This window comes from Rhizobium sp. BK379 (assembly GCF_014193955.1).
Lineage (GTDB): Bacteria > Pseudomonadota > Alphaproteobacteria > Rhizobiales > Rhizobiaceae > Rhizobium.
On record NZ_JACIAD010000009.1, the window covers coordinates 163228 to 184983 of the forward strand.

Below are 21756 nucleotides of genomic sequence, written 5' to 3' on the forward strand. Positions count from 1 at the left end.
TGACGTCTTCATGCTGACACGAAAGCTGTAAAAGGTGACAGCCGAATTTGGACTCTGTTTGCCGATCCTCTCAATAAAAATTTAGGGGTCTGCAAATATAAAGCCGGACCGTTCCGCAGTAGCTTCATTGTAATAGTCAACGGCACTTGCCACCCAGGGGACTTTCTCATGACCTTTTACCGCACAACGCGGCTGATGCTGTCGAGCGCAGCCATTCTTTCGTTCGCTGGTTCTGCGTTCGCGCTGGACGGCCAGGATCTCCTGAAAAAGATCAATGCCGCCTATAGCCAACAGGGCGGAACAGTGACCGCCGATTCCGTCGATATCGACGGCACGACTGTCACGCTGAAGAATACCAGCTTCAAGCCGAATGCCGGCGAACCGATCGCCATCGGCGACATCACCCTCTCGGGCGTCGAAGAGCAGGATGACGGCAGCTACTATATCGAAGAGGCAGCCTTCCCCGACATCAGTTCATCCAAGGAGGGCGTGACCGTGAGCGCCCAGGAAATGACGCTCGGCGACATCTCCGTTCCCGCCCAGCCGGGCGATACGATCGACTCCATGTTCTTTGCCGAGAGCGCCCATACCGGTCCGATCAAGGTCGTCAAGGATGGTGCCGAGGTCTTCTCGGTACTCGAAAGCGACATGAACGCAACGCTGCGCGAAGATGAATCCGGTTTCGATTTTGACGGCGCCTTCAAGAGCATGAAGGCCGATCTCAGCCAGGCCGGAGATAGCCCGGACAGCAAGGAAGCGATCGAGAAACTGGCGCTTCAGCACATCCAGGGCGACATCACCATGAAGGGCGCCTGGGATATCGAGCCCGGCACGATCGATCTCTCGGAGATATCTTTCGACATCACCAATGTCGGCAAGCTGAACTTCGGCTTCAAGATCTCCGGCTACACGATGGCCTTCATGAAATCGATGCAGGACGCGGTCAAGCAGTCGGAAGCCAACCCCAACAAGGAAGAAGCACAGCAGGCGCTCGGCCTCGCCATGCTCGGCCTTGCCCAGCAGCTGACATTCGATTCCGCGCAGATCCGCTTCGAGGATGCGTCGATCACGAAGCGCGCGCTGGACTATGCCGGTTCGAAGCAGAACGTCTCCGGCCAGCAGATGGCGGATTCGCTGAAGGCGATGACGCCGATCATGCTCGCGCAGCTCAACATTCCGGAACTGCAGAATGCGATTTCGGCTGCGGTCAGCACCTTCCTCGACAACCCGAAGAGCCTGACCGTCAAGGCCACGCCTGAGAAGCCGGTTGCCTTCCCGATGATTGTCGGCGCTGCCATGGGTGCACCGAACACGGTGCCGCAGATGCTTGGGGTAAAGGTTTCGGCCAACGACTGAGTTGGTCTCAACCCAACAAAAAAGCCCGGCGATATGTTCGCCGGGCTTTTTTGTTTTGTGACGCCTGCCTTAGTCTTTCTTCTGCGGCGGGATCGGGCGGATCGCCAGTTCGCGCAGCTGAGCGGTCGTTGCCGGTGTCGGCGCGCCCATCAGCAGATCCTGGGCCTGCTGGTTCATCGGGAAGAGCGAGATTTCGCGCAGGTTCTTCGCGCCGACGAGCAGCATGACGATACGGTCGATACCGAAGGCAGCACCGCCATGCGGAGGTGCGCCGTACTGGAAGGCGCGGTAGAGGCCGCCGAAACGATCCTCGACGTCCTGCTGGCTCAGCCCCACCTTTTCGAAGGCGGCGACCATGGTTTCCGGCGACTGGTTACGGATCGAGCCGGAGGCGATTTCGAAGCCGTTGCAGACCGCGTCGTACTGGAAGGCCTTGATCGTCAGCGGATCCTGATTGGTCAGCGCATCGAGGCCGCCCTGCGGCATCGAGAAGGGGTTGTGGGCGAAGTCGACCTTCTTCTCGTCTTCGTTCCATTCGAAGAACGGGAAATCGACGATCCAGCAGAGTTCGAAGCGGTCGCGGTCGATGAGGTTCAGCTCGTCGGCAGCACGGTTGCGGGCTTCGCCTGCGAACTTGTAGAACTTTTCCGGTTCGCCGGCGACGAAGAAGCAGGCGTCACCGTCACCGAGGCCGAGCTGGTTGCGGATGGCATCCGTACGCTCTTCGCCGATGTTCTTGGCAAGCGGGCCGGCGCCCTCGAGCTTTTCGCCCTCCTTGCGCCAGAAGATGTAGCCGAGGCCCGGCTGGCCCTGGCTCTGTGCCCAGGCGTTCATGCGGTCGCAGAAGGCGCGCGACCCGCCGGTCTTGGCCGGGATCGCCCAGACCTGAACCTTCGGGTTGGAGGCGATCATGTTGGCGAAGACCTTGAAGCCGGAGCCGGCAAAATGATCGGTCACGGCTTCCATGACGATCGGGTTGCGCAGATCAGGCTTGTCGGAGCCGTATTTGCGGATCGCTTCGTCATAAGGGATACGCGGCCATTCCTTGGTGACCGGCTTGCCTTCGGCGAACTCCTCGAAAATGCCGGTCATCAGCGGACCCATCGTGTTCCAGACGTCTTCCTGGGTCACGAAGCTCATTTCGAGGTCGAGCTGATAGAATTCGCCCGGCAGACGGTCGGCGCGCGGGTCTTCATCGCGGAAGCAGGGCGCGATCTGGAAGTAACGGTCGAAACCGGCAACCATCAGCAGCTGCTTGTACTGCTGCGGAGCCTGCGGCAAGGCGTAGAAAGTGCCGGGATGGATACGGCTCGGCACGAGGAAGTCGCGCGCGCCTTCCGGCGAGGAAGCCGTCAGGATCGGCGTCGTATATTCGGTGAAGCCGACATTGCCCATTTCGCGGCGCATGGCGGAGATCACCTGCGTGCGCTTGACGATGTTCCGGTGCAGCGTCTCGCGGCGCAGGTCGAGGAAGCGGTACTTGAGGCGAACGTCTTCCGGGTAGTCCGGCTCGCCGAAGACCGGCAGCGGCAGTTCCTTTGCGGCGGAGAGAACTTCGATCTCCTGCGCATAGAGCTCGATCTCGCCGGTCGGCATGTTCTTGTTGACGGTGTCTTCGGTACGCGCCTTGACGAGGCCGTCAATGCGGATCACCCATTCGCCGCGAACGGTTTCGGCCATCTTGAAGGCCGGGCTGTCCGGATCGGCAACCACCTGGGTGATGCCGTAGTGATCGCGAAGGTCGATGAACAGCACGCCGCCATGATCTCGGACACGGTGGACCCAGCCGGAAATACGGACATTCGAGCCGACGTCCGACTTGCGGAGAGCGGCGCATGTGTGGCTGCGGTAACGATGCATGATCTCAAATCCTGGCATTTGGCTTAAGACGGCGGCATGGCCCTCGGGACCTTCACGCCGACAAGAAAATCGGGCGGACAAGCGCATGGACGCTCTGATTTGTCAAGACTTGGCGCGGCCGGCGGGCCGTTTGCTCCCTCGTTTCCGAATGAGCAAGGACACTTGCGCTGCGGCAGTTTGGCTGAAGGCTGCGTATTGATGAAAAGGATAGTCAACTTTAAAAGGAGGCATCATTCAAGACGGAACCTGCCGATGCCCCTCCTCACCCGCCGCAATCTGCTCAAGGCTTCCGCCGTCGCCGGCGCTTATGGCGCGGGCATGGCGATTGCCGGGCGCTTCGGACTCGCGGAGGCAGCACCCGAGCCGCGCATCCTGACGGCACGCAGGACCGAGGCACAGATCATGGATGCCGCACCGACGCGGGATATCATGACATGGGGCGACGAGGGGCTGCCGCCGGTGCTGCGCATGCCGCGCGGCAAAGCCTATGCGGCGCGCCTGACGAACAGCCTGGACGAACCGACGACGATCCACTGGCACGGACTGCGCATCGACAACAAGATGGACGGCGTGCCCTTCATGACGCAGCCCTACGTCTATACGAACGACAGCTTCGATTATCTCTTCACGCCGCCGGATGCCGGGACCTTCTGGTATCACCCCCACTGCAACACGCTGACCCAGATGGGCCACGGCATGACCGGCGTGCTCGTCGTGGAAGATCCCTCTGATCCGGTCTTCGATGCCGAAATCGTGCTCAACCTGCGCGACTGGCGGCTTGGCGGCGATGGTCAGTTCATTGCGCCGTTCCGCCCGCGTGATGCAGCAAAGGCCGGCACCTATGGAACGGTGCGGACCGCCAACTGGCACCAGGAGCCGAAATATGATGCACCGGCGGGCGGGCTCGTGCGCCTGCGCATCGCCGTCACCGACGTGACCCGCATCTTCTCGCTCAAGATGGAAGGTGCAGATGCCACGGTTATCGCTATCGACGGCAACCCGGTACCGAAGCGCTTCCCGCTCGATCTCCTGCAGATCGGACCAGGACAGCGGCTCGACCTTGCCGTTCGCATGCCGGATAGCGAGGGGGCGGTGGCCACACTGGAAGATATTCGCGGTACGACGCCGAAGGTGATCACGCGCTTCAGCGCCACCGGGCAGTCACTGAAGCGCAATATCGGCGATCTCGGCGCTCTTGCAGAAAACCCGGTGGCGAAGGCCGATCTTTCTTCCGCGGAGACAATTCCACTTGTCTTGTCCGCGACCGCAGAGAATGCCGCCGTCGAAAGCATCTGCGGCACGCTCGGCTACAGCTTCTGGGCCATCAACAAGGTGCCGTGGCCGGGCGACACGCCCGATCCGACCGCACCGCTCGCTGAGCTGAAGCTCGGCAAGAGCTACGTCTTCAACCTGGAAAACGTCACGCCGCATACGCATCCGATCCATCTGCACGGCATGAGCTTCACCGTCATCTCGTCCTCGACGCGGGAGGTGATGCCACTCGTCTCCGACACCTATCTCATTCAGCCGGACGAAAAGGTGCAGCTCGCCTTCGTCGCCGACAATCCGGGTGACTGGCTGTTGCATTGCCACATCATCGAGCATCAGAAGACAGGCATGACGAGCTATCTTCGCGTGGCCTGATATTGTGCCGTGGTTATCGCCTTGGCGACACAGCAGCCACAGAAAACATCACATGCATCATGGCGAATAAGACTTCATAAAGGTGAAGCCCGCTGACCATATTGACATATCTCTTCGAAAGGGGAAGGAAGGTTTAACTGACCTCTTCCTTGCGAATGAATTGATATGATCGAAACCACCGCCGATCTGGCGGCCGCCTGCAAAGAGCTGGCCAAGTCCGATTTCATTACCATCGATACTGAATTCCTGCGTGAGACGACCTTCTGGCCGGAACTGTGTCTGATCCAGATGGCGAGCCCAACGGTGGAGGTGCTGGTCGATCCTCTGGCGAAAGACATCGATCTTTCGCCCTTCTTCGAGCTGATGGCCAATCCTGATGTGCTGAAGGTATTTCACGCGGCGCGGCAGGATATTGAAATCATTTTCAATCGTGGCAACCTGATCCCTCACCCGATCTTCGATACGCAGGTCGCCGCCATGGTCTGCGGTTTCGGCGACAGTGTTTCCTACGACCAGCTCATCAGCCGCACGAAGAACGTCCATATCGACAAGTCCTCGCGCTTTACGGACTGGAGCCGTCGGCCGCTCTCCGACAAGCAGCTCGAATATGCGCTGGCCGATGTCACCCATCTGCGCGACGCCTATCTCTACCTCAAGGCCGAACTGGAGCGCGAGGGCCGTGCCTCCTGGCTGCGCGAGGAAATGGACATTCTGGAATCGCGCGAGACCTACGATATCCACCCTGACGATGCGTGGCAGCGGCTGAAGCTTCGCCTGCGCAAGCCGCAGGAGCTGGCGATCCTGAAATATGTCGCCGCTCGGCGGGAGCGCGAGGCGCGGTCGCGCAACGTGCCGCGTTCGCGGGTACTGAAGGACGATGCGATCTACGAGATCGCCCAGCAGCAGCCGAAGGACGCCGAGGCCCTCGGGCGCCTGCGCACAATTCCGAAGGGCTGGGAGCGCTCGGCCACGGGTGCTGCGGTGCTCGAAGCGGTCAATACAGCGCTTGCGCTGCCACGTTCCGAAATGCCGCATGTGCCGCGCCAGGCGCAGCCGCCGGAAGGTGCGGCGGCGGCCGTCGAGCTTCTCAAGGTGCTGCTCAAGCTGATTTCCGAAAAGCACGGCGTGGCGCCGAAGGTAATCGCCAACAGCGACGACCTCGACAGGATCGCGGCTGAGGGCGAAACGGCAGATGTCGCGGCCATGCATGGATGGCGGCGCGATCTGTTCGGCGAGCCGGCGCTGCAGCTCATCCGTGGCGAAATTGCTCTGCGCTTCGTTGGCCGCAAGGTCGAAACCGTCGCGCTCCCAGCGTAGATCGTGGCAGGGGCCTTCGGCCCGGCTGTCGCGTTTCAACTCGTTGTTTGACGCGTGTCGTCAGCGCAAAAATCGCTTCGTACCTTTGTGCGCGCTGCCTTAAATTCGAAATATCTTGACCATAGCACTGCGCCGGAAACAATAGCCGAATGAAGTGCTTCGGCGAAAGGGCGGCATGAGAGAGATATCCCCGACGCAGAACTGGATTCTGATTGCGCTCGTCCTTGGACTCAGCGGCGTGGTCTACGATCTGTACTTCTTTGCCGGTCAGACGCCCATCATCGGAGCGATCTTTGCGCTTTTCATCGGAATGCCGATCCTTGCCTTCGAACGCAAGGCGCTGTTGCGCGGCCTTTATCGGCGCATACAAAGACTGCCGACCCTGCTCTTCATCATCTCCGAGCTCGTCATCTATGAAATCCTGATGAGCATCGGCTTTGCCGCTGCCGGTTTCCTCCTTACTGTGCTTGGCGTTCTGAATCCGCCGAAGATGATCGACGTGCTGATCATGCCGTTCGACATCTTTCTCTATGCGCTTGCCGTCTGCGCAACATTGATCTTCCTGCTCCGGGTGCGGGAACTGCTCGGGCGCGAGGTCTTCATCAGCATGCTGATCAGCCGCTATCGCAGACCGATGAAGGAAGAGCGGGTCTTCCTGTTCATCGATCTCGCCGAATCCACAGCCTTTGCCGAAAAGCACGGGGACCTGCGCGCACAACAGCTTCTGAGCTCGCTGTTTGCCGCCTTCGCCGAGCCTGTGCGGCGCAACAAGGGCCTGATCAACGACTATGTCGGCGATGCGGCGATCATCACCTGGCCACTGGCGCGCGGCGTCAAGGATGCGCGTTGCGTGCGCTGCCTTTTCGATATCCTTGCCGATATCGAAGCCAATGCCGCAAGCTGGAAGAAGAGCTACGGCCATGTGCCGAAGCTCAGGGCCGCCCTTCACGGCGGCAGCGTCATTACGGCTGAGGTCGGCGTCGACCATCATAAGATCAGCTTCTTCGGTGATACGGTGAATACCACTTCGCGGCTGGAATCGCTCTGCCGAACATTGAACCGGCCGGTGCTGATTTCCGCCGAGCTCGCCAAGCGCATGACGTTGCCCGAGGAGATTGTCGGCGAGAACCTCGGCAATCACGCTGTGCGCGGCCGTGGCCAGGGGCTGGATGTCATCGCCCTTTCCTCGCGCGCCGTGACCGTCCTCAATCAGCCTGCGACCCTGCGGCGCGGTTGAGCCGTAGCTTTCCGCACACGTCACCAAAGCTTCACCCAACCGTCAATGTGCCGACATGAATGCCCTGCTAAGCGGATGGCGCTTTTGCACTCCGTTCTATGGGGACATCATGAAGAACGCTCTTTTCGCTTCCGTATCACTTTTCATGCTCGTCGCAGGCTCCGCCTCCGCCGACCAGCAACTCTTCCCGGCAAAGCTGACCAGCCAGGCGATCCTGCCTGCCAACACGGTCGTTCCGGCTCCCGCCGATGCGCCGGCTTTTCTCAAGACCTCGGGCAAGTTCACGACCCCTGACCGCAAGCGCACCGAGAAGCTCGGCACGATCGACGGCAAGGACGGCGCCCGCGTCACCGACGTCAAGCTCCCGCTCGACGGCCAGCCGATCCAGGGTTTTTCCGGCATCAAGACCATGGCCGACGGCACCTTCTGGACGCTCTCCGACAACGGCTTCGGCTCGAAGTTCACCTCGTCCGACTCCATGCTGTTCCTGCATCAGCTGAAGTTCGACTGGAACGCCAACAAGGTTGACGTCGTCAAGAACCTCTTCCTGTCCGACCCGAACAAGATCGCTCCGTTCCCGATCGTTACGGAAGCCTCGGACACGCGTTACCTGACCGGTGCCGATTTCGACATCGAATCCGTACAGCCGGTTGCCGACGGCTTCTGGCTCGGCGACGAATTCGGCCCCTACCTCCTGAAATTCGACACCGAAGGCCGCCTGACGGACGTCATCCCGACGACGCTCGATGGCAAGCCGGTCCTGTCCCCCGACAACCCGCTGATCCAGCTGCCGGCCAACCCGGCCGCCAAGATGCCGGCCTTCGACCTGAAGCGCTCCGGCGGTTTCGAGGGCCTCGCCATGTCGAAGGACGGCTCCAAGCTGTACGGCCTGCTGGAAGGCGCCATCTATGTCGACGGCCAGATGGAAACCGCTGACGGCCACACCGCCATCCGCGTCATCGAGTTCGACGTCGCTTCCAAGAAGTGGACCGGCCGCAGCTGGCTCTACCCGTTCGAAGACAAGGGTGCTTCGATCGGCGACTTCAACATGCTCGACGAGACTACCGCTCTCGTGATCGAGCGCGACAATGGCGCCGGCACGAAGGACAAGGCTTGCGCGGATCCCAAGCAGCCGAAGCCGGATTGCTTCGAAGCTCCGGCCGAGCTGAAGCGCGTCTACAAGATCGAATTCAACGATGCCAACGTCGGCAAGTCTGTTCGCAAGATCGGCTATATCGATCTCCTGAACATCCAGGATCCGGACAACAAGAAGAAGGCCGGCGATATCCCCGGCGTCTACAACATGCCCTTCGTGACGATCGAAAACGTCGACCGCGTCGATGCCACGCACATCATCATCGGCAACGACAACAACCTGCCCTTCTCGGCCGGCCGCGCTGTCGACAAGGCTGACAATAACGAGTTCAGCATCCTCGAAGTCGGCGAGTTCCTGAACGCGAAGTAATCCGCAATTTAGTGTGAGATTGAGAGGGGCGGCGCGAAAGTGCCGCCCTTTTGCTTGGCCATGGGGACTAGAGGTGAACGGCCAGGCAGCCTGCCCGACCTGTCTACTCGAAGCGGAAGGCCAGCCGCTTGTTCGTCAGCCGCGACAATTGCTGCAGGCGGCCGTCCAGTCGTTCTCCGGCGAAATCGCGGTATTCGTGCGGAACCACGAACTCCAGATCGAGATCGGGGGTGGAAGCTTTGCGGAATCTCAGATTGCGCACAATGCCCGGCATGGAAGCCGAGAAGAGGTAGACGACGCGCAACATGCCGCCGAGCAGCTTTGCGCGGTCGATGAAGGCAGGACCGGCGATCGTCGCAAGTGGTGCCGTGGAGCCGTCGTCATGCAGACCTTCGAAGCGGTAGTAGTTGGTCAGCGCGATGAAGGCGCGGCCGGGATGGCTGATGCCGACGAATGAGGAGTGAGCAATGACGTTCAGCGCCTGCGCGCCGCGATAATCAGGATGCGCGCGCCAGCTGATATCGGCCAGCAGGCAGGCGGCCTGACGATACCGGCTTTCCTCGTCGGTTTCCTGAACGCCGAAATACGGCATCATGCGGCCTGTCCAATCGGCCAGCTCGCGGGCATGTTCCGGCGAGCGGGCACGCAGGATCGCAAGCTCGCCGGCGGCAGCCAGCAGCGGATCGGCGCGGCGTTCGGATTCGGACAGCAGCGAAAAGAGATAACCTTCACGCACGCCCTGCGCGGAGAAGGAGATCACCGAAGGCTTCATGGCGTTCAGCACTTCCTTCATGGCGATGGCGCCGAAGGGCAGCAGTGAACGGCGGTGCTTGGAAACCGCCTGCAGAGCCGGCTCCTTGGAATCCTTGGCGGTGACGACCTGATCCAGGAACTGCGTCATGCCTTCGAGAGACACCTCGTAGCCCTGCATCATGTGCAGTGGATAACGAGTGATCTCCATGTGCAGCTTGGCAATGTTTCGCCAGGTGCCGCCAACGGCATAGAAGGTGCGCCCTTCCCCCTTGGAGAGAAGCTTGGCAGTCTTGACCTGCTTGCGGGCAAAGGCGCGCGCCTTGGCGAGCGACCCGCCGGCATATTCGGAGAGGCGCAGACCGCCGAGCGGCAGGGTAATACCGCCGCTGACATCCTTGCCCCTGATATCGATCAGTTCCAGAGAACCGCCGCCGAGGTCGCCGGCGATGCCATCGGGATTGTAGAAGCCGCTGATGATGCCGAGCGAGGCAAAACGTGCCTCTTCCTCACCCGACAATATACGGACGTGCCGCTGCAAGATCGTCTCGGCCTGATGGATGAAATCGGGGCCGTTGCTTGCCTCGCGCGCAGCGGCCGTGGCCAGCACATACATGGTGGCCGCGCGTGCCTGATCGGAGAGAGCCTTGAAACGATGAAGAGCCTGAAGCGCGCGTGCGACGCTTTCCTCGTCCATCTTGCCGGTCAGGGCTATGCCCTTGCCGAGGCCGCAGAGAACCTTTTCGTTGAACAGGATGGTGGGCGAACGCGACAAGCCTTCGTAGACGACCAGACGGATAGAATTCGATCCGATATCGACAACGGAGACCGGGGCGATACCCGGAAGTCGCCCCTGGGCTTCAGATTCAACCATTAGGTCCAGTTTACTTGTTGTTCCGGCCGGCAAGCAGACCGGCGATCAGCTTCGGCGCACTCGATTTCAGAGCTTCACCGCGGCCCGACAGGCTGGGATTGGTCATGAAATACTGCTGCGCATTGAACGGTTCCTCGCCCTTGCGCACTTCCATGCGCCGTGACGTACCGTCGGGCAATATCTCGTAGCTTTGTTGATTGTCAATCACGTTGCCGAGCATAATCTGTGACAAAACCTGCTCGTGAACGGTCGGATTTGTCAGCGGAACCATCGTTTCGACGCGGCGATCGAGGTTTCTCGGCATCATGTCGGCCGAACCGATATAGACGAGCGCCTTGTCGGATGGCAGGCCGTAACCATTGCCGAAGCAGAAGATGCGGCTGTGTTCCAGGAAACGTCCGACGATCGATTTGACCCGGATATTGTCGGAAAGGCCTGGCACCTGCGGACGCAGGCAGCAGATGCCGCGCACGACGAGATCGATCTCGACGCCAGCGCGGCTCGCCGTATAGAGCGCGTCGATGATATCGGGGTCGACCAGCGAATTCATCTTCATCCAGATCGCTGCCGGGCGGCCTGCGCGGGCATGCTCGATCTCTTCGTTGATGTGGCGAATGATGCGCGGGCGCAGCGTATAAGGCGAAACGGCGAGCTGCATCCCCTCTTCCGGCTCACCGTATCCGGTGATGAAGTTGAAGATATTCGCCATGTCGTGGGCGATCACGGGGTTGCAGGTGAAGAAGGAGAGGTCCGTATAGATCTTCGCCGTGATCGGATGGTAGTTGCCGGTGCCGAGATGGCAGTAGGTGCGCAGCTTGCCTTCCTCGCGGCGAACGACGAGCGACATCTTGGCGTGGGTCTTGAGTTCGATGAAACCGAAGACGACCTGCACGCCGGCGCGCTCCAGGTCGCGTGCCCAGCGGATATTGGCCTCTTCGTCGAAGCGAGCCTTGAGTTCGACCAGCGCCGTCACCGACTTGCCGGCTTCGGCGGCATCCACCAGAGCGCGAACGATCGGGCTGTCATTGGATGTACGGTAGAGCGTCTGCTTTATCGCCAGAACGTCAGGATCATGCGCAGCCTGGATAAGGAATTGGACCACCACGTCGAAAGATTCATATGGGTGGTGAACCACCATGTCCTTTTCTCTGATGGCGGCGAAGCAATCACCGGCGTGTTCACGGACACGTTCGGGAAATCGCGCATTGTAGGGCGGAAAGCGCAGGTCGTCGCGCGGCGCCTTGGTGATTTCGGAGAGCGTGTTGAGCGCCAGCAGGCCCGGCAGAACGGCAACGCGATTCTCGGGAATACTGAGTGCCTGGACGACGAATTGGCGCAGCGAGGCCGGCATCTCGGAATCCGTTTCGATGCGGATGACCTTGCCGCGGCGGCGGCGCTTCAGCGCGGTTTCGAAGAAGCGCACGAGATCTTCAGCTTCTTCCTCGACTTCGATATCACTGTCTCGGATGACGCGGAATGTACCCGAGCCCTGCACCTCATAACCCGGATAAAGCCGGTGAATGAAGATGTTGGCGACGTCTTCCAGGGTGATGTAGCGGATCGTATTGCGATCGTCGGGCAGGCGGACGAAACGGTCGAGCGCCGGCGGGAGGCGCAGCAAAGCCGTCATCGGCTCGCGGCCGCTGCGGCTGACGAGCTGCAGGCCGATCGAGAACCCGAGGTTCGGAATGAACGGGAACGGATGAGCCGGATCGATCGACAGCGGCGTCAGAACCGGAAAGATCGCCTGCTCGAACTCGTTTGCCAGCCACTGGCGATCGGCGTCGCTTAGCGCACCCGGACGCACGATCAGGATGTCTTCCTTGGCGAGGTACTGCTGCAGGACGGCGAGCGAGGCCTGCTGCTCCATCTGCAGATGATCGATCTCGCTCAGGATCGAATCGAGCTGTTCGGCGGGTGTGCGGCCATCGGGGCTCTTGACGACGATGCTCTGCCGTACCTGGCCTTCGAGGCCGGCGACGCGCACCATGAAGAATTCGTCGAGGTTGGCGGCCGAGATCGACAGGAAGCGCACGCGTTCCAGCAACGGATGCTCGGTGTTCAGCGTCTCCTCGAGGACACGACGGTTGAACTGCAGCCAGGAGAATTCGCGGTTGATGAAGCGCTCGGGGCTCGACAGCAGCTGCTCCAGCGGCGGCAGGTCTGTGCTGTTGTTCGGGGTGGATTCCTGATGTTCCTGATATGCACTATCCATGGTCCACTCACCCTGCTCTTATCCGCTTCGGCGAATATATCAGTTTCACGACGGAACTGTGACAGTCAATCGCCCGAGCCGGAATTGCCCAATTCATTCAATACTTCAGCGGCAAGCGAACGGGTAATGCCCGTGCCTCTGGAAAGCGCCAGCCGATCGAGCCTTTCGACAATCGTCTGGGCGGCGTTGAGCGACCGCTCCATGCGATTGACGATATAAAGGACGAGTTTGTCATCTATATAAAGCTGCCGGTCGGCAAAGAGCTTGACGATGACCTGGGACAGCAGTTCCTCGTCCGGCTCGCCGATCTCCACGACCGTCGCGGCCTTCAGGCGGGAACGCAGATCAGGCAGCGTGACCGGCCAGGACATGGGCCAGAGGCGGCTGGTCATCAAAAGGCTGGTGCCGTTTTCCCGCACGCTGTTGATGACGTGAAAGAGCTTGACGTCATCAAAGCCCACGCGGTCGGCATCCTCAAAAAGCACCGGACCATTGGCGGCCGTGATCGCGGCATCGGAATCAACGTTGGGATGGATCGCCTTCGCTCCGCTCAGCTCCTTCCAGATGCCGGCGAGATGCGATTTGCCGGAACCGACCGGACCGGCAAGGATGACGACCGGTGACGGCCAGTTCGGCCAGGCATCGACGATCGAAACGGCGGCCGCGAGACGCTCCGAGACAAGGAGGTCGTCGCGCCCGGCGGCGGCGTCATGCGAAAAGGCCAAGGGAAGCTGCTCTCCGGCCTTGCGCTTCGGATCAGCGTTCTTCACGTCATTCATCGGAAACAGATTTCGTCTTCCGGGCCCGGCCGCCCGGCGACCCGCCATAGTAGAGATCGCTTTGAAGGTAGCGCGAAAGCGCAAAGCGGACAAGGACGCCGACGGCGGCAGCGGCCGGTACCGCGACCAGCAGGCCGACGAAGCCGAATAGCGCGCCGAAGGCAAAGAGCGCGAACATCAGCCAGACGGGATGCAGGCCGACACTGGAGCCGACGAGCTTCGGCTGCAGGATATTGCCTTCCAGGAACTGGCCGGAGAAGAAGACCGCCAGAACGGCGATAATCCAGATATAATCGGGCCAGAACTGGACGATCGCCACGCCAATGGCAATGACGAGGCCAACCAGCGACCCGACATAGGGAATGAAGCTGATCATGCCGGCGAAAAGCCCGATGAGCAGGCCGAAGTTCAGGCCGACAATCGAGAGGCCCAGGGCGTAGTAGATGCCCAGGATGAGGCAGAGCGAGCCCTGCCCGCGGATGAAGCCGGCAATCGCCTGATCCACTTCCGTGGCGATCTGGCGCACGTCGCTCACATAGTCGCGCGGCACCCACTGATCGACCTTGGCGACCATGCGATCCCAATCGAGCAGAATGTAGAAGGCGACGACCGGCGTGACGACGAGAAGCGAGATGACATCGACGATCGCCTTGCCGGAATTCCAGATCTGCGCGAAGAGACCCGTCAGAAAGCCCATGCCTTCCGAAAGGATACCGGATAGATTGTCCTTGATGGTCCCGAGCTGGCTTCTGATCCAGCCAGGCAGCACGGAATCCTGATAGTTGGCGATGAATTGCTGCAGCTGGCTGATATAGCCCGGCACGCGCTGGGCAAAATCGTTGAACTGGTTGATGAGGACGGGGATCAGGATCACCAGTGCCAGCGCGAAGACGATGACGAAGGCCACTAGAATGACAATGGTCGCCATCAGGCGGCTCAAGCCCAGCCGCTCCAGCCTGTCTGCGACAGGATCGAGGAAATAGGCGATCGACATGCCGGCAATGAAGGGCAACAGGATCGAACTGAAGATATAGAGGAAGGCGATGAAGATGAGCAGAACCGCCACCCAGAAGATGATCTGGCGCTTCAGTATCGTTCCGCTGACTTGTTGTGGCATCGCTTCCCCGCTGATTGCACGCCCCGCCCGCACCGCTTTCCAACGGCCCCAGCCGTTTGAGCACATAGGATGGAGGCGCAAAGATGGTCAACCCTGTTGCACCAAATCCGGAAAGCGCACAGGGATTAGCTGGAAAATGGGGGCTTTTCCCTTGCAACGCTTGCATAAAGCGCACTCTCATGCAATTGCGACCGGCATGTGACGCGGTCCCCTGTCCGCAGCTTTAAATCCTCCGGAGATCACCATGAGCCAGTCTGGAAAAAACGGTCTGACCTATAGCGATGCAGGCGTCGACATCGATGCCGGTAACCTGATGGTGGAGAAGATCAAGCCGGCCGTGCGCTCCACACGCCGTCCGGGCGCCGACGGCGAGATCGGCGGCTTCGGCGGCCTGTTCGACCTCAAGGCCGCAGGTTTCACCGATCCGGTCCTGGTTGCCGCCAATGACGGCGTCGGCACCAAGCTGAAGATCGCGATCGACGCGGACTATCACGAAACCGTCGGCATCGACCTCGTCGCCATGTGCGTCAACGATCTCGTCGTCCAGGGTGCCGAGCCCCTCTTCTTTCTCGACTATTTCGCGACCGGCAAGCTCGACCCCGACCAGGGTGCGGCGATCGTCGGTGGTATCGCCGCCGGCTGCCGCGAGGCGGGCTGCGCGCTGATCGGCGGCGAAACGGCCGAAATGCCCGGCATGTATTCCTCGGGCGATTATGATCTTGCCGGTTTTGCCGTCGGCGCCGCCGAACGCGGCAAGCTGCTGCCGGCTGGCGATATTGCCGAAGGCGACGTCATTCTTGGCCTCTCCTCATCGGGCGTCCATTCCAACGGCTTCTCGCTGGTGCGCAAGATCGTTTCGCTTTCCGGCCTCGACTGGGATGCGCCTGCACCCTTTGCCGAGGGCAAGAAGCTCGGCGAAGCGCTGCTGACGCCAACACGTATTTATGTGAAACCGCTCCTGAAGGCGATCCGCGAGACGGGCGCGCTGAAGGCGCTCGCGCATATTACCGGCGGCGGCTTCCCCGAAAATATTCCGCGCGTGCTGCCGAAGCATCTCGCCGCCGAGATCGACCTCGCCGCCGTCAAGGTGCCGCCGGTCTTCTCGTGGCTTGCCCGGACGGGTGGCGTCGAAGCCAAGGAAATGCTGCGCACCTTCAATTGCGGCATCGGCATGATCGTCGTCGTTGCGCAGGAGAATGTTGCCGCCGTTTCCAAGGCGCTCGAAGCCGAAGGCGAGAAAGTGATCACGCTCGGCCGTATGGTCGCCAGAGCGGAAGGCGAAGCCGGCACGATCTACAAGGGTACGCTCGCCCTATGAGCTCACCGCGCAAACGCATCGTCGTCTTCATTTCCGGCGGCGGCTCCAACATGATGGCCTTGGTCCAGGCGGCAAAATCGACGGACTATCCGGCAGAGATCGTCGGCGTGATCTCCGACAAGGCCGATGCCGGCGGGCTTGCCAAGGCGGCCGCCGAGGGCATTGCGACCTTTGCCTTCGTGCGCAAGGACTATGCGAGCAAGGACGCGCACGAGGCGGCGATCCTTGCCGCACTTGACGAGCTTTCGCCTGACATCATCTGCCTTGCCGGCTATATGCGGCTGCTTTCGGGGGCGTTCATCCAGCGCCATGAGGGCCGGATCATCAATATTCATCCTTCTCTTCTGCCGCTCTTTCCGGGACTGCATACGCATCAGCGGGCGATTGATGCCGGCATGCGCATTGCCGGCTGCACGGTGCATTTCGTTACCGAAGGCATGGATGAGGGACCGGTCATCGGCCAGGCCGCCGTGCCGGTGCTTGCGGGCGATACGGCCGAAGCGTTGGCGGGACGCGTCCTGACCATCGAACATCAGCTTTATCCGCAGGCTCTCCGTCTCTTTGCGGAGGGCAAGGTGAAGATGGAAGGCGGGAAAGCGGTTGGGGCAACAGCTTCCGCCACCGCTCCGAAATCCCAGCTTATTTCGTTGATCGGCGACTGAAGCAATTCCCGCAAAAGTGCCGAGAGGTCTTGCGTCCTCGGGCATTCCGAGGTCCGGCGAAAAATGGGAATACCTGCCTTCAGGCGGCAAGAGCCTGAGGCGGGTGCAAGGCGGCTAGCAATCCTGCCGCTATCCATAAAGCCAGCAGGACTGGCGGCGTTCGACGTGGCCATCGCCACGGACGCGAAGACGACCTTCCACCATTTTTGACAGCGTGATCGTTCTCGACCCGCCGACCTTGCCCACCACTTCGTTGGACAAGACGTTGGAAATGGTCGCATGCCTCGCTCGCTCATCCATGGTCACCAATGCGGCCCGGCATTTGCCGAGGTATCAGCAGGCCCGAATCGTCACGTTGACTAGTCATAATCTTACTAGTAATACTATGACTATGACATCGATCAAACGCTCGCCAATCGCCCTCGCCGTCCTTGCAATGCTCATGGAAGAGCCGCTGCATCCTTATCGAATGCAGCAACTCATCAAGGAGCGCGGCAAGGACGAGGTGATCAATGTCACGCAGAGGGCGAGCCTTTATCAGACGATCCAGCGGCTTGAGCGCGAAGCCTTGATCACCCCACGCAAAACAATCCGGGATGACAAGCGTCCCGAGCGGACGGTGTACGAGATAACCAGGAAAGGCCGCGACGTCGCGGTGGACTGGATGCGGGCGATCTTGTCGACCCCGACGCGGGAATATCCGGAATTCCCTGCAGCCATATCATTTCTTCCGCTGCTTTCGCCTGACGATGTGGCAAGCCAGCTTGAGCTCAGAGCAAAAGCCATTGAGGCGGAGCTTCGTCGGATCGACGAAACTCTGCACGAAGCGCAGGCCGTTCCAAGGCTCTTCCTGCTCGAGATGGAATATCTCCGAGCGCTTCACGCAACCGAATTGTCCTGGGTCACCAGCGCTGTCGCGGACCTGCGCGCCCAGCGCATCACCTGGACGGAAGAGTGGCTGAGGCAGATCGCCACCCAATTCACCATCGACCCTAAACGCGACCAGGACTAGGACCATGAAGATTTTGATTATCGGCGCCGGGACTGGCGGTCTGGCGCTCGCTCATCTGCTCAAGGGGGCCGGCATCAGCGTTGCGGTGTACGAGCGAGACCGCGCACCGAACGCCGACACCGGCGGGTATCGCGTAGGCATCAGCCCGGCTGGAAGCCGTGCGCTGAAAGCCTGTGTCCCCGACGAACTCTACGACCTCTATGTCGCTACCTGCGCTAGGTCGCCGCGCTATTTCAACATGCTGACCGAACAGTTCGGCGAAGTGCTGAGCTTTGATATCGAAGATGCGGGCCCGAATGCTCTGGATGGCGAACGGAACGTCATTCGAAAGACGCTGCGACGGGTTCTGCTCAGGGGGCTTGAAGCAGAGGTATTCTTCGGGAAGACGTTTGAAGCTTACACAAATAATGCCGACGGATCGATTACCGCTCGTTTTCAGGATGGAAGCCTCGCGACAGGTGAAGTCCTTGTGGGCGCGGACGGCACGAGTTCGACTCTGCGCAAGCAACGTCTGCCGGAAGCGCGCCTCGAAGACACGGGGATCGTCTCGCTCGGGGGTAAAATTCCCATGACAGCCGAAACGAAGGCTCTGCTGTCGGACAAAATGTTCAAGGGCATGTCGCTGATTATGGCGCCGATGGGCTTTGGCGCCATCATTCATTCGCTCGAGTTCGCCCACAGCAGAAGCGACCCTGATTTTGCTGCCCGTTGGCCGGATTTCATCGAGGCGCTCGATGAGGATAGTATCGGCTGGGGCTTATGGGGCGCTCGGCAGAATTTTCCGCAGGATCCGGCCGGCCTGAGCGGCGAACAATTGCGCGAGCTCGGCCTTGAGATCACCCGGGACTGGCATCCGCACCTGCAGGCGCTTATCCGCATGACGGAACCAGCGACGATCCACGATGTCATGATGAGGACTTCCGTACCACCGACGCCCTGGACGAGCTCGAATGTCACTCTGCTCGGCGACGCCGTGCATACGATGACACCGGGACGTGGCGCAGGTGCCAATACGGCGCTTCGCGATGCCGCTCTGCTCGGACGCATGCTGGTCGAAGCGGACCAGGGCCGACAGCCCCTCCTCGAAGCCATACGAGCCTACGAAATCGAGATGCTTCGCTACAGTAAGGAAGCAGTCCAGGAATCGAAAAAGCAGATGGATGCCCGTGATCTGGCCCATCGGCCGATTGTCGGCAGGCTTCAGCTCGGCGTCACACGCGGCGTCATGCGCACCATAAACGCGATACCTGCGCTAAGGCGGCGCGCCTTTCGGCAAATGATGCGCGTACGCGGGGAAAACTGACCTCGTCGCGGATTATCTCGATCCCGCCCCGGGCAAAATCGACGGATCGGATATCGATCAGCTTGCCCGCTACCGAACTTCGCCCTTGTTCAACAATACCCATTGCAGCAGCGTGATCGTCTTGAGATCGATGATCTCTCCCCTTTCGACCATCGCAAGAGCTTCCGGCAGCGGAACTTCCAGTACCTCGATGTCCTCGTGCTCTTCCTCGAGACCACCACCATCGGATGTGCGATCGTCGATATCGATCGTCGCGGCAAAGAAATGGACGACTTCGGTAATGGAGCCTGGCGCCGGATAGGATTTGAAGAGGAAGCGGACGTCGCGGACCGTATATCCCGTTTCCTCCATCGCTTCGCGGCGGATCGCGGCCTCGGGTTCATCGCCGTCCAGCAGGCCGGCCGGCACTTCGATCATCCAGGCGGGATCGCCGTTTACATAGGCCGGCAGGCGGAACTGCTTCACCAGCACGACGACATCGCGCTTCGGATCATAAAGCAGGATACAGGCGGCAGGCGTGCGGTGATAGACCTCGCGCGGCAGGCGATGGGTCACGCCATTTCGATCGGTATAATCGATCCGGTAACCGGTCAGCTTCGTCCAGCCGTCGGACAGGATTTCCTTGCCGACGATTTCCACTTTTGCCTTAGACTGCGTCATATGACGTCCTTGCGAAGCCAGACCTTGTTGTCATGGACGGCAGCGCCGCCATAGGGCGCCACGGGATCGGCGCCGGTGAGAACGTTGATGCCTTCGCCATCGACATGCGCCTTGTTGGGCCAGAGGCCCTCGGCGATCAAAACGCCCGGCTTGACCTCCGTCGTTACGCGGGCGTGGATGCGCAGGTCACCGCGCATATTGCCAATGCGGACGAGGTCACCATTGCCGACATCGTTCGCCTCGGCATCGACAGGGTTGATCATCACTTCCGGGCGGCCTTCCTTCTGGCGCGAGGTCTTGGTTTCCGAGAAGCTCGAATTCAGGAAATTGCGCGCCGGCGATGTCGCCAGGCGGAAGGGATGCTCGGCGTCAGCAAGCTCGATGACGTCGACCTGATCCGGGAACGGCGGCAGTTCGGCATAGGGGCCGAGCGCACCGACGGAAGCGGGCGGCTTGTTCGGTGAGGCGCCGTTCACCCAGTCCGGGCGGAAGTGGAACTTGCCGTCGGCATGGGCGAAACCATTGAGATAGTGTGCGTCCTCGAAAGCCGGCTGGCGGTCGAACCATTTGTGCTCGAGGAAATGGTCATAGTCCGGCAGGTTGCTAGCGGCCAGAACGCGATCGACCATTTCGCGGGCGGTGAAGCCGAAGCCGGGGCGATCGGCGACGCCAAGGCGTTTTGCCAGTTCCTCGATGACGAAGAGATTGGTGCGCACGGTCGATGGCGGCTCGACGAGCTTGGGCCCAAGCAGAATGTGGTTCTGGCCGCCGGCGCGATAGATATCGTCGTGCTCGACGAACATGGTGGCGGGAATGACGATATCGGCCATTTCGGCCGTCTCGGTCATGAACTGCTCGTGCACGGCAACGAAGAGATCGTCGCGCGCAAAGCCTTGTTTCACCAGCCGCTGTTCCGGGGCGATATTCACCGGATTGGTGTTCTGGATCAGCATGGCCGTAACAGGGCCGCGATCGCGCAACGCCACGGCATCGCCGGTCAGCGCCCGGCCGATCTGTGACTGGTCGATCATGCGGATGTCGGCATCCTTCATCGACTTGCCGGTCAGTTCCGCATTGTTCATGCGAAAGATATCGCTATTGGAATGGAAGGCGCCGCCGCCCTCATATTGCCAGGAGCCGAGCACGGTGGCGACCGAGGCTGCCGCGTGCATGGCGACCGCACCATTGCGCTGGCGCGTGAAACCATAGCCGAGGCGGAAGAAGGTCTTCCTCGTGGTGCCGACGAGCTTGGCGAAGGCTTCGATCTCTTCGACCGAAAGACCGGTTATTGCGGCCGCCCATCCCGGCGTCTTTGTCTTCAGATGCGCTTCGAGACCCGAGGGATCGTCGGCATATCCAGCCATGTAGTCGCGGTCGGCATAACCGTCGCGGAAGGCGATGTGCATGACGGCGCAGGCAAGGGCCGCATCGGTACCCGGCTTGACGATGAGCGCCATGTCAGCCTGCTTCATCGTCGGATTGTCGTAGATGTCGATGACGACGATCTTCGCGCCGCGCTCCTTGCGCGACTTGATCGCGTGGGTCATCACATTGACCTGGGTGGCAACAGCATTGGTGCCCCAGATGACGACGCAATCGGTGCGGGCCATCTCGCGCGGATCGGGGCCGCGCAGCATGCCGGTCGCCATGGTAAAGCCGGTCCAGGCGGGATTGGTGCAGATCGAGGAGAAGAAGCCGGAATAACGCTTGGCATGGCGCAGGCGCTCGATCGAGTCGCGCTGCACCCAACCCATGGTGCCGGCGTAGAAATAAGGCCAGATGGCCTCACTGCCATTCTTGACCTCGGCCTTCACGAAGGCTTCAGCAATTTCGTCCAGCGCATCGTCCCAGGAAATCTGCTGCCACTGCCCTGCCCCCTTGGCGCCGGTGCGGCGCAGCGGGTGCATGAGACGGTCCGGATGATAGAGCCGCTCGGCATAACGGGCGACCTTGGCGCAGATGACGCCCGACGTGTAGGAATGATCGTTCGCGCCCCGGACACGACCGATACGGCCGTCTTCCGTCAGATCCACTTCCAGTGCGCAGGTGGAGGGACAGTCATGTGGACAGGCCGTATGGCCGATCCGGGATTTGGCATGGATGGGGGTCGCAATGTTCATGCGATTTCTATATGCCAAGGCTCGACCGCCCAAAAGGCACAAAAACTCCCAATGATCCGAATTCATA

General features: G+C 60.7%; 16 protein-coding genes. 9 read left to right on the forward strand and 7 right to left on the reverse strand.

Annotated features, from left to right (window positions below; genetic code table 11):
• Window positions 1-168 precede the first annotated feature (168 nt).
• The gene (locus FHT93_RS30885; RefSeq protein WP_112544677.1) at window positions 169-1356 is read left to right on the forward strand and encodes a hypothetical protein; all 1188 of its coding nucleotides are present in this window, start codon (window positions 169-171) and stop codon (window positions 1354-1356) included.
• Between the two features lie 69 nt (window positions 1357-1425).
• On the opposite strand, the gene aspS is transcribed toward FHT93_RS30885, so the two are convergent.
• Complete coding sequence (gene aspS / locus FHT93_RS30890) at window positions 1426-3216, reverse strand: aspartate--tRNA ligase (protein ID WP_183851019.1); 1791 nt, start codon at window positions 3214-3216, stop codon at window positions 1426-1428.
• Between the two features lie 252 nt (window positions 3217-3468).
• Between aspS and FHT93_RS30895 the strand changes: the two genes are divergently transcribed.
• The 4 genes from FHT93_RS30895 to FHT93_RS30910 all read left to right on the forward strand — a co-directional run bounded on the left by FHT93_RS30895 (window position 3469) and on the right by FHT93_RS30910 (window position 8879).
• Window positions 3469-4860, forward strand: coding sequence for a multicopper oxidase family protein (locus FHT93_RS30895; protein WP_183851021.1), 1392 nt, complete (start codon window positions 3469-3471; stop codon window positions 4858-4860).
• Between the two features lie 165 nt (window positions 4861-5025).
• Window positions 5026-6177, forward strand: coding sequence for a ribonuclease D (gene rnd / locus FHT93_RS30900; RefSeq protein ID WP_183851023.1), 1152 nt, complete (start codon window positions 5026-5028; stop codon window positions 6175-6177).
• 175 nt (window positions 6178-6352) lie between these two features.
• On the forward strand, window positions 6353-7414 hold the full coding sequence (locus FHT93_RS35455) for an adenylate/guanylate cyclase domain-containing protein (RefSeq protein ID WP_113204704.1): 1062 nt from the start codon (window positions 6353-6355) through the stop codon (window positions 7412-7414).
• Between the two features lie 109 nt (window positions 7415-7523).
• On the forward strand, window positions 7524-8879 hold the full coding sequence (locus FHT93_RS30910; protein WP_183851024.1) for an esterase-like activity of phytase family protein: 1356 nt from the start codon (window positions 7524-7526) through the stop codon (window positions 8877-8879).
• A 103-nt stretch (window positions 8880-8982) separates the two neighbouring features.
• Here FHT93_RS30910 and ppx read toward each other — a convergent pair whose 3' ends face one another.
• From ppx to FHT93_RS30930, 4 genes are all read right to left on the reverse strand, one after another.
• Window positions 8983-10503 carry an exopolyphosphatase gene (gene ppx, locus FHT93_RS30915; protein WP_112968016.1) on the reverse strand — a complete coding sequence of 507 codons (1521 nt, stop codon included), beginning with the start codon at window positions 10501-10503 and terminating at the stop codon, window positions 8983-8985.
• Between the two features lie 10 nt (window positions 10504-10513).
• Window positions 10514-12718 (reverse strand): RNA degradosome polyphosphate kinase, encoded by a 2205-nt coding sequence (locus FHT93_RS30920; protein ID WP_112544684.1) that lies wholly within the window; start codon window positions 12716-12718, stop codon window positions 10514-10516.
• Window positions 12719-12783: 65 nt separating this feature from the next.
• The gene (gene hdaA, locus FHT93_RS30925) at window positions 12784-13497 is read right to left on the reverse strand and encodes a DnaA regulatory inactivator HdaA (protein ID WP_112968015.1); all 714 of its coding nucleotides are present in this window, start codon (window positions 13495-13497) and stop codon (window positions 12784-12786) included.
• A complete protein-coding gene (locus FHT93_RS30930) occupies window positions 13490-14614 on the reverse strand; it encodes an AI-2E family transporter (protein ID WP_112544686.1) in 1125 nt (374 codons plus the stop codon). The genes hdaA and FHT93_RS30930 overlap by 8 nt, the downstream gene beginning before the upstream one ends.
• Before the next feature lie 244 nt (window positions 14615-14858).
• On the opposite strand from FHT93_RS30930, the gene purM reads away from it, so the two are divergent.
• The 4 genes from purM (at window position 14859) to FHT93_RS30950 (ending at window position 18909) form a co-directional block, all read left to right on the forward strand.
• Window positions 14859-15932: a phosphoribosylformylglycinamidine cyclo-ligase gene (gene purM, locus FHT93_RS30935; RefSeq protein ID WP_113013965.1), complete on the forward strand. Its 1074-nt coding sequence runs from the start codon at window positions 14859-14861 to the stop codon at window positions 15930-15932.
• Window positions 15929-16594 carry a phosphoribosylglycinamide formyltransferase gene (gene purN, locus FHT93_RS30940; protein WP_112968014.1) on the forward strand — a complete coding sequence of 222 codons (666 nt, stop codon included), beginning with the start codon at window positions 15929-15931 and terminating at the stop codon, window positions 16592-16594. The genes purM and purN overlap by 4 nt, the downstream gene beginning before the upstream one ends.
• A gap of 391 nt (window positions 16595-16985) precedes the next feature.
• On the forward strand, window positions 16986-17606 hold the full coding sequence (locus FHT93_RS30945; protein ID WP_183851131.1) for a PadR family transcriptional regulator: 621 nt from the start codon (window positions 16986-16988) through the stop codon (window positions 17604-17606).
• A gap of 4 nt (window positions 17607-17610) precedes the next feature.
• Window positions 17611-18909: an NAD(P)/FAD-dependent oxidoreductase gene (locus FHT93_RS30950; RefSeq protein WP_183851026.1), complete on the forward strand. Its 1299-nt coding sequence runs from the start codon at window positions 17611-17613 to the stop codon at window positions 18907-18909.
• A gap of 69 nt (window positions 18910-18978) precedes the next feature.
• Here the strand turns inward: FHT93_RS30950 and FHT93_RS30955 are convergent, their stop codons facing one another.
• Entirely contained in the window at window positions 18979-19569 is a 591-nt protein-coding gene (locus FHT93_RS30955; RefSeq protein ID WP_113013960.1) for an NUDIX domain-containing protein, read from the reverse strand.
• Window positions 19566-21755 carry a molybdopterin oxidoreductase family protein gene (locus FHT93_RS30960; protein WP_183851028.1) on the reverse strand — a complete coding sequence of 730 codons (2190 nt, stop codon included), beginning with the start codon at window positions 21753-21755 and terminating at the stop codon, window positions 19566-19568. Before FHT93_RS30960 ends, FHT93_RS30955 begins: the two co-directional genes overlap by 4 nt.
• Window position 21756: the final 1 nt, after the last annotated feature.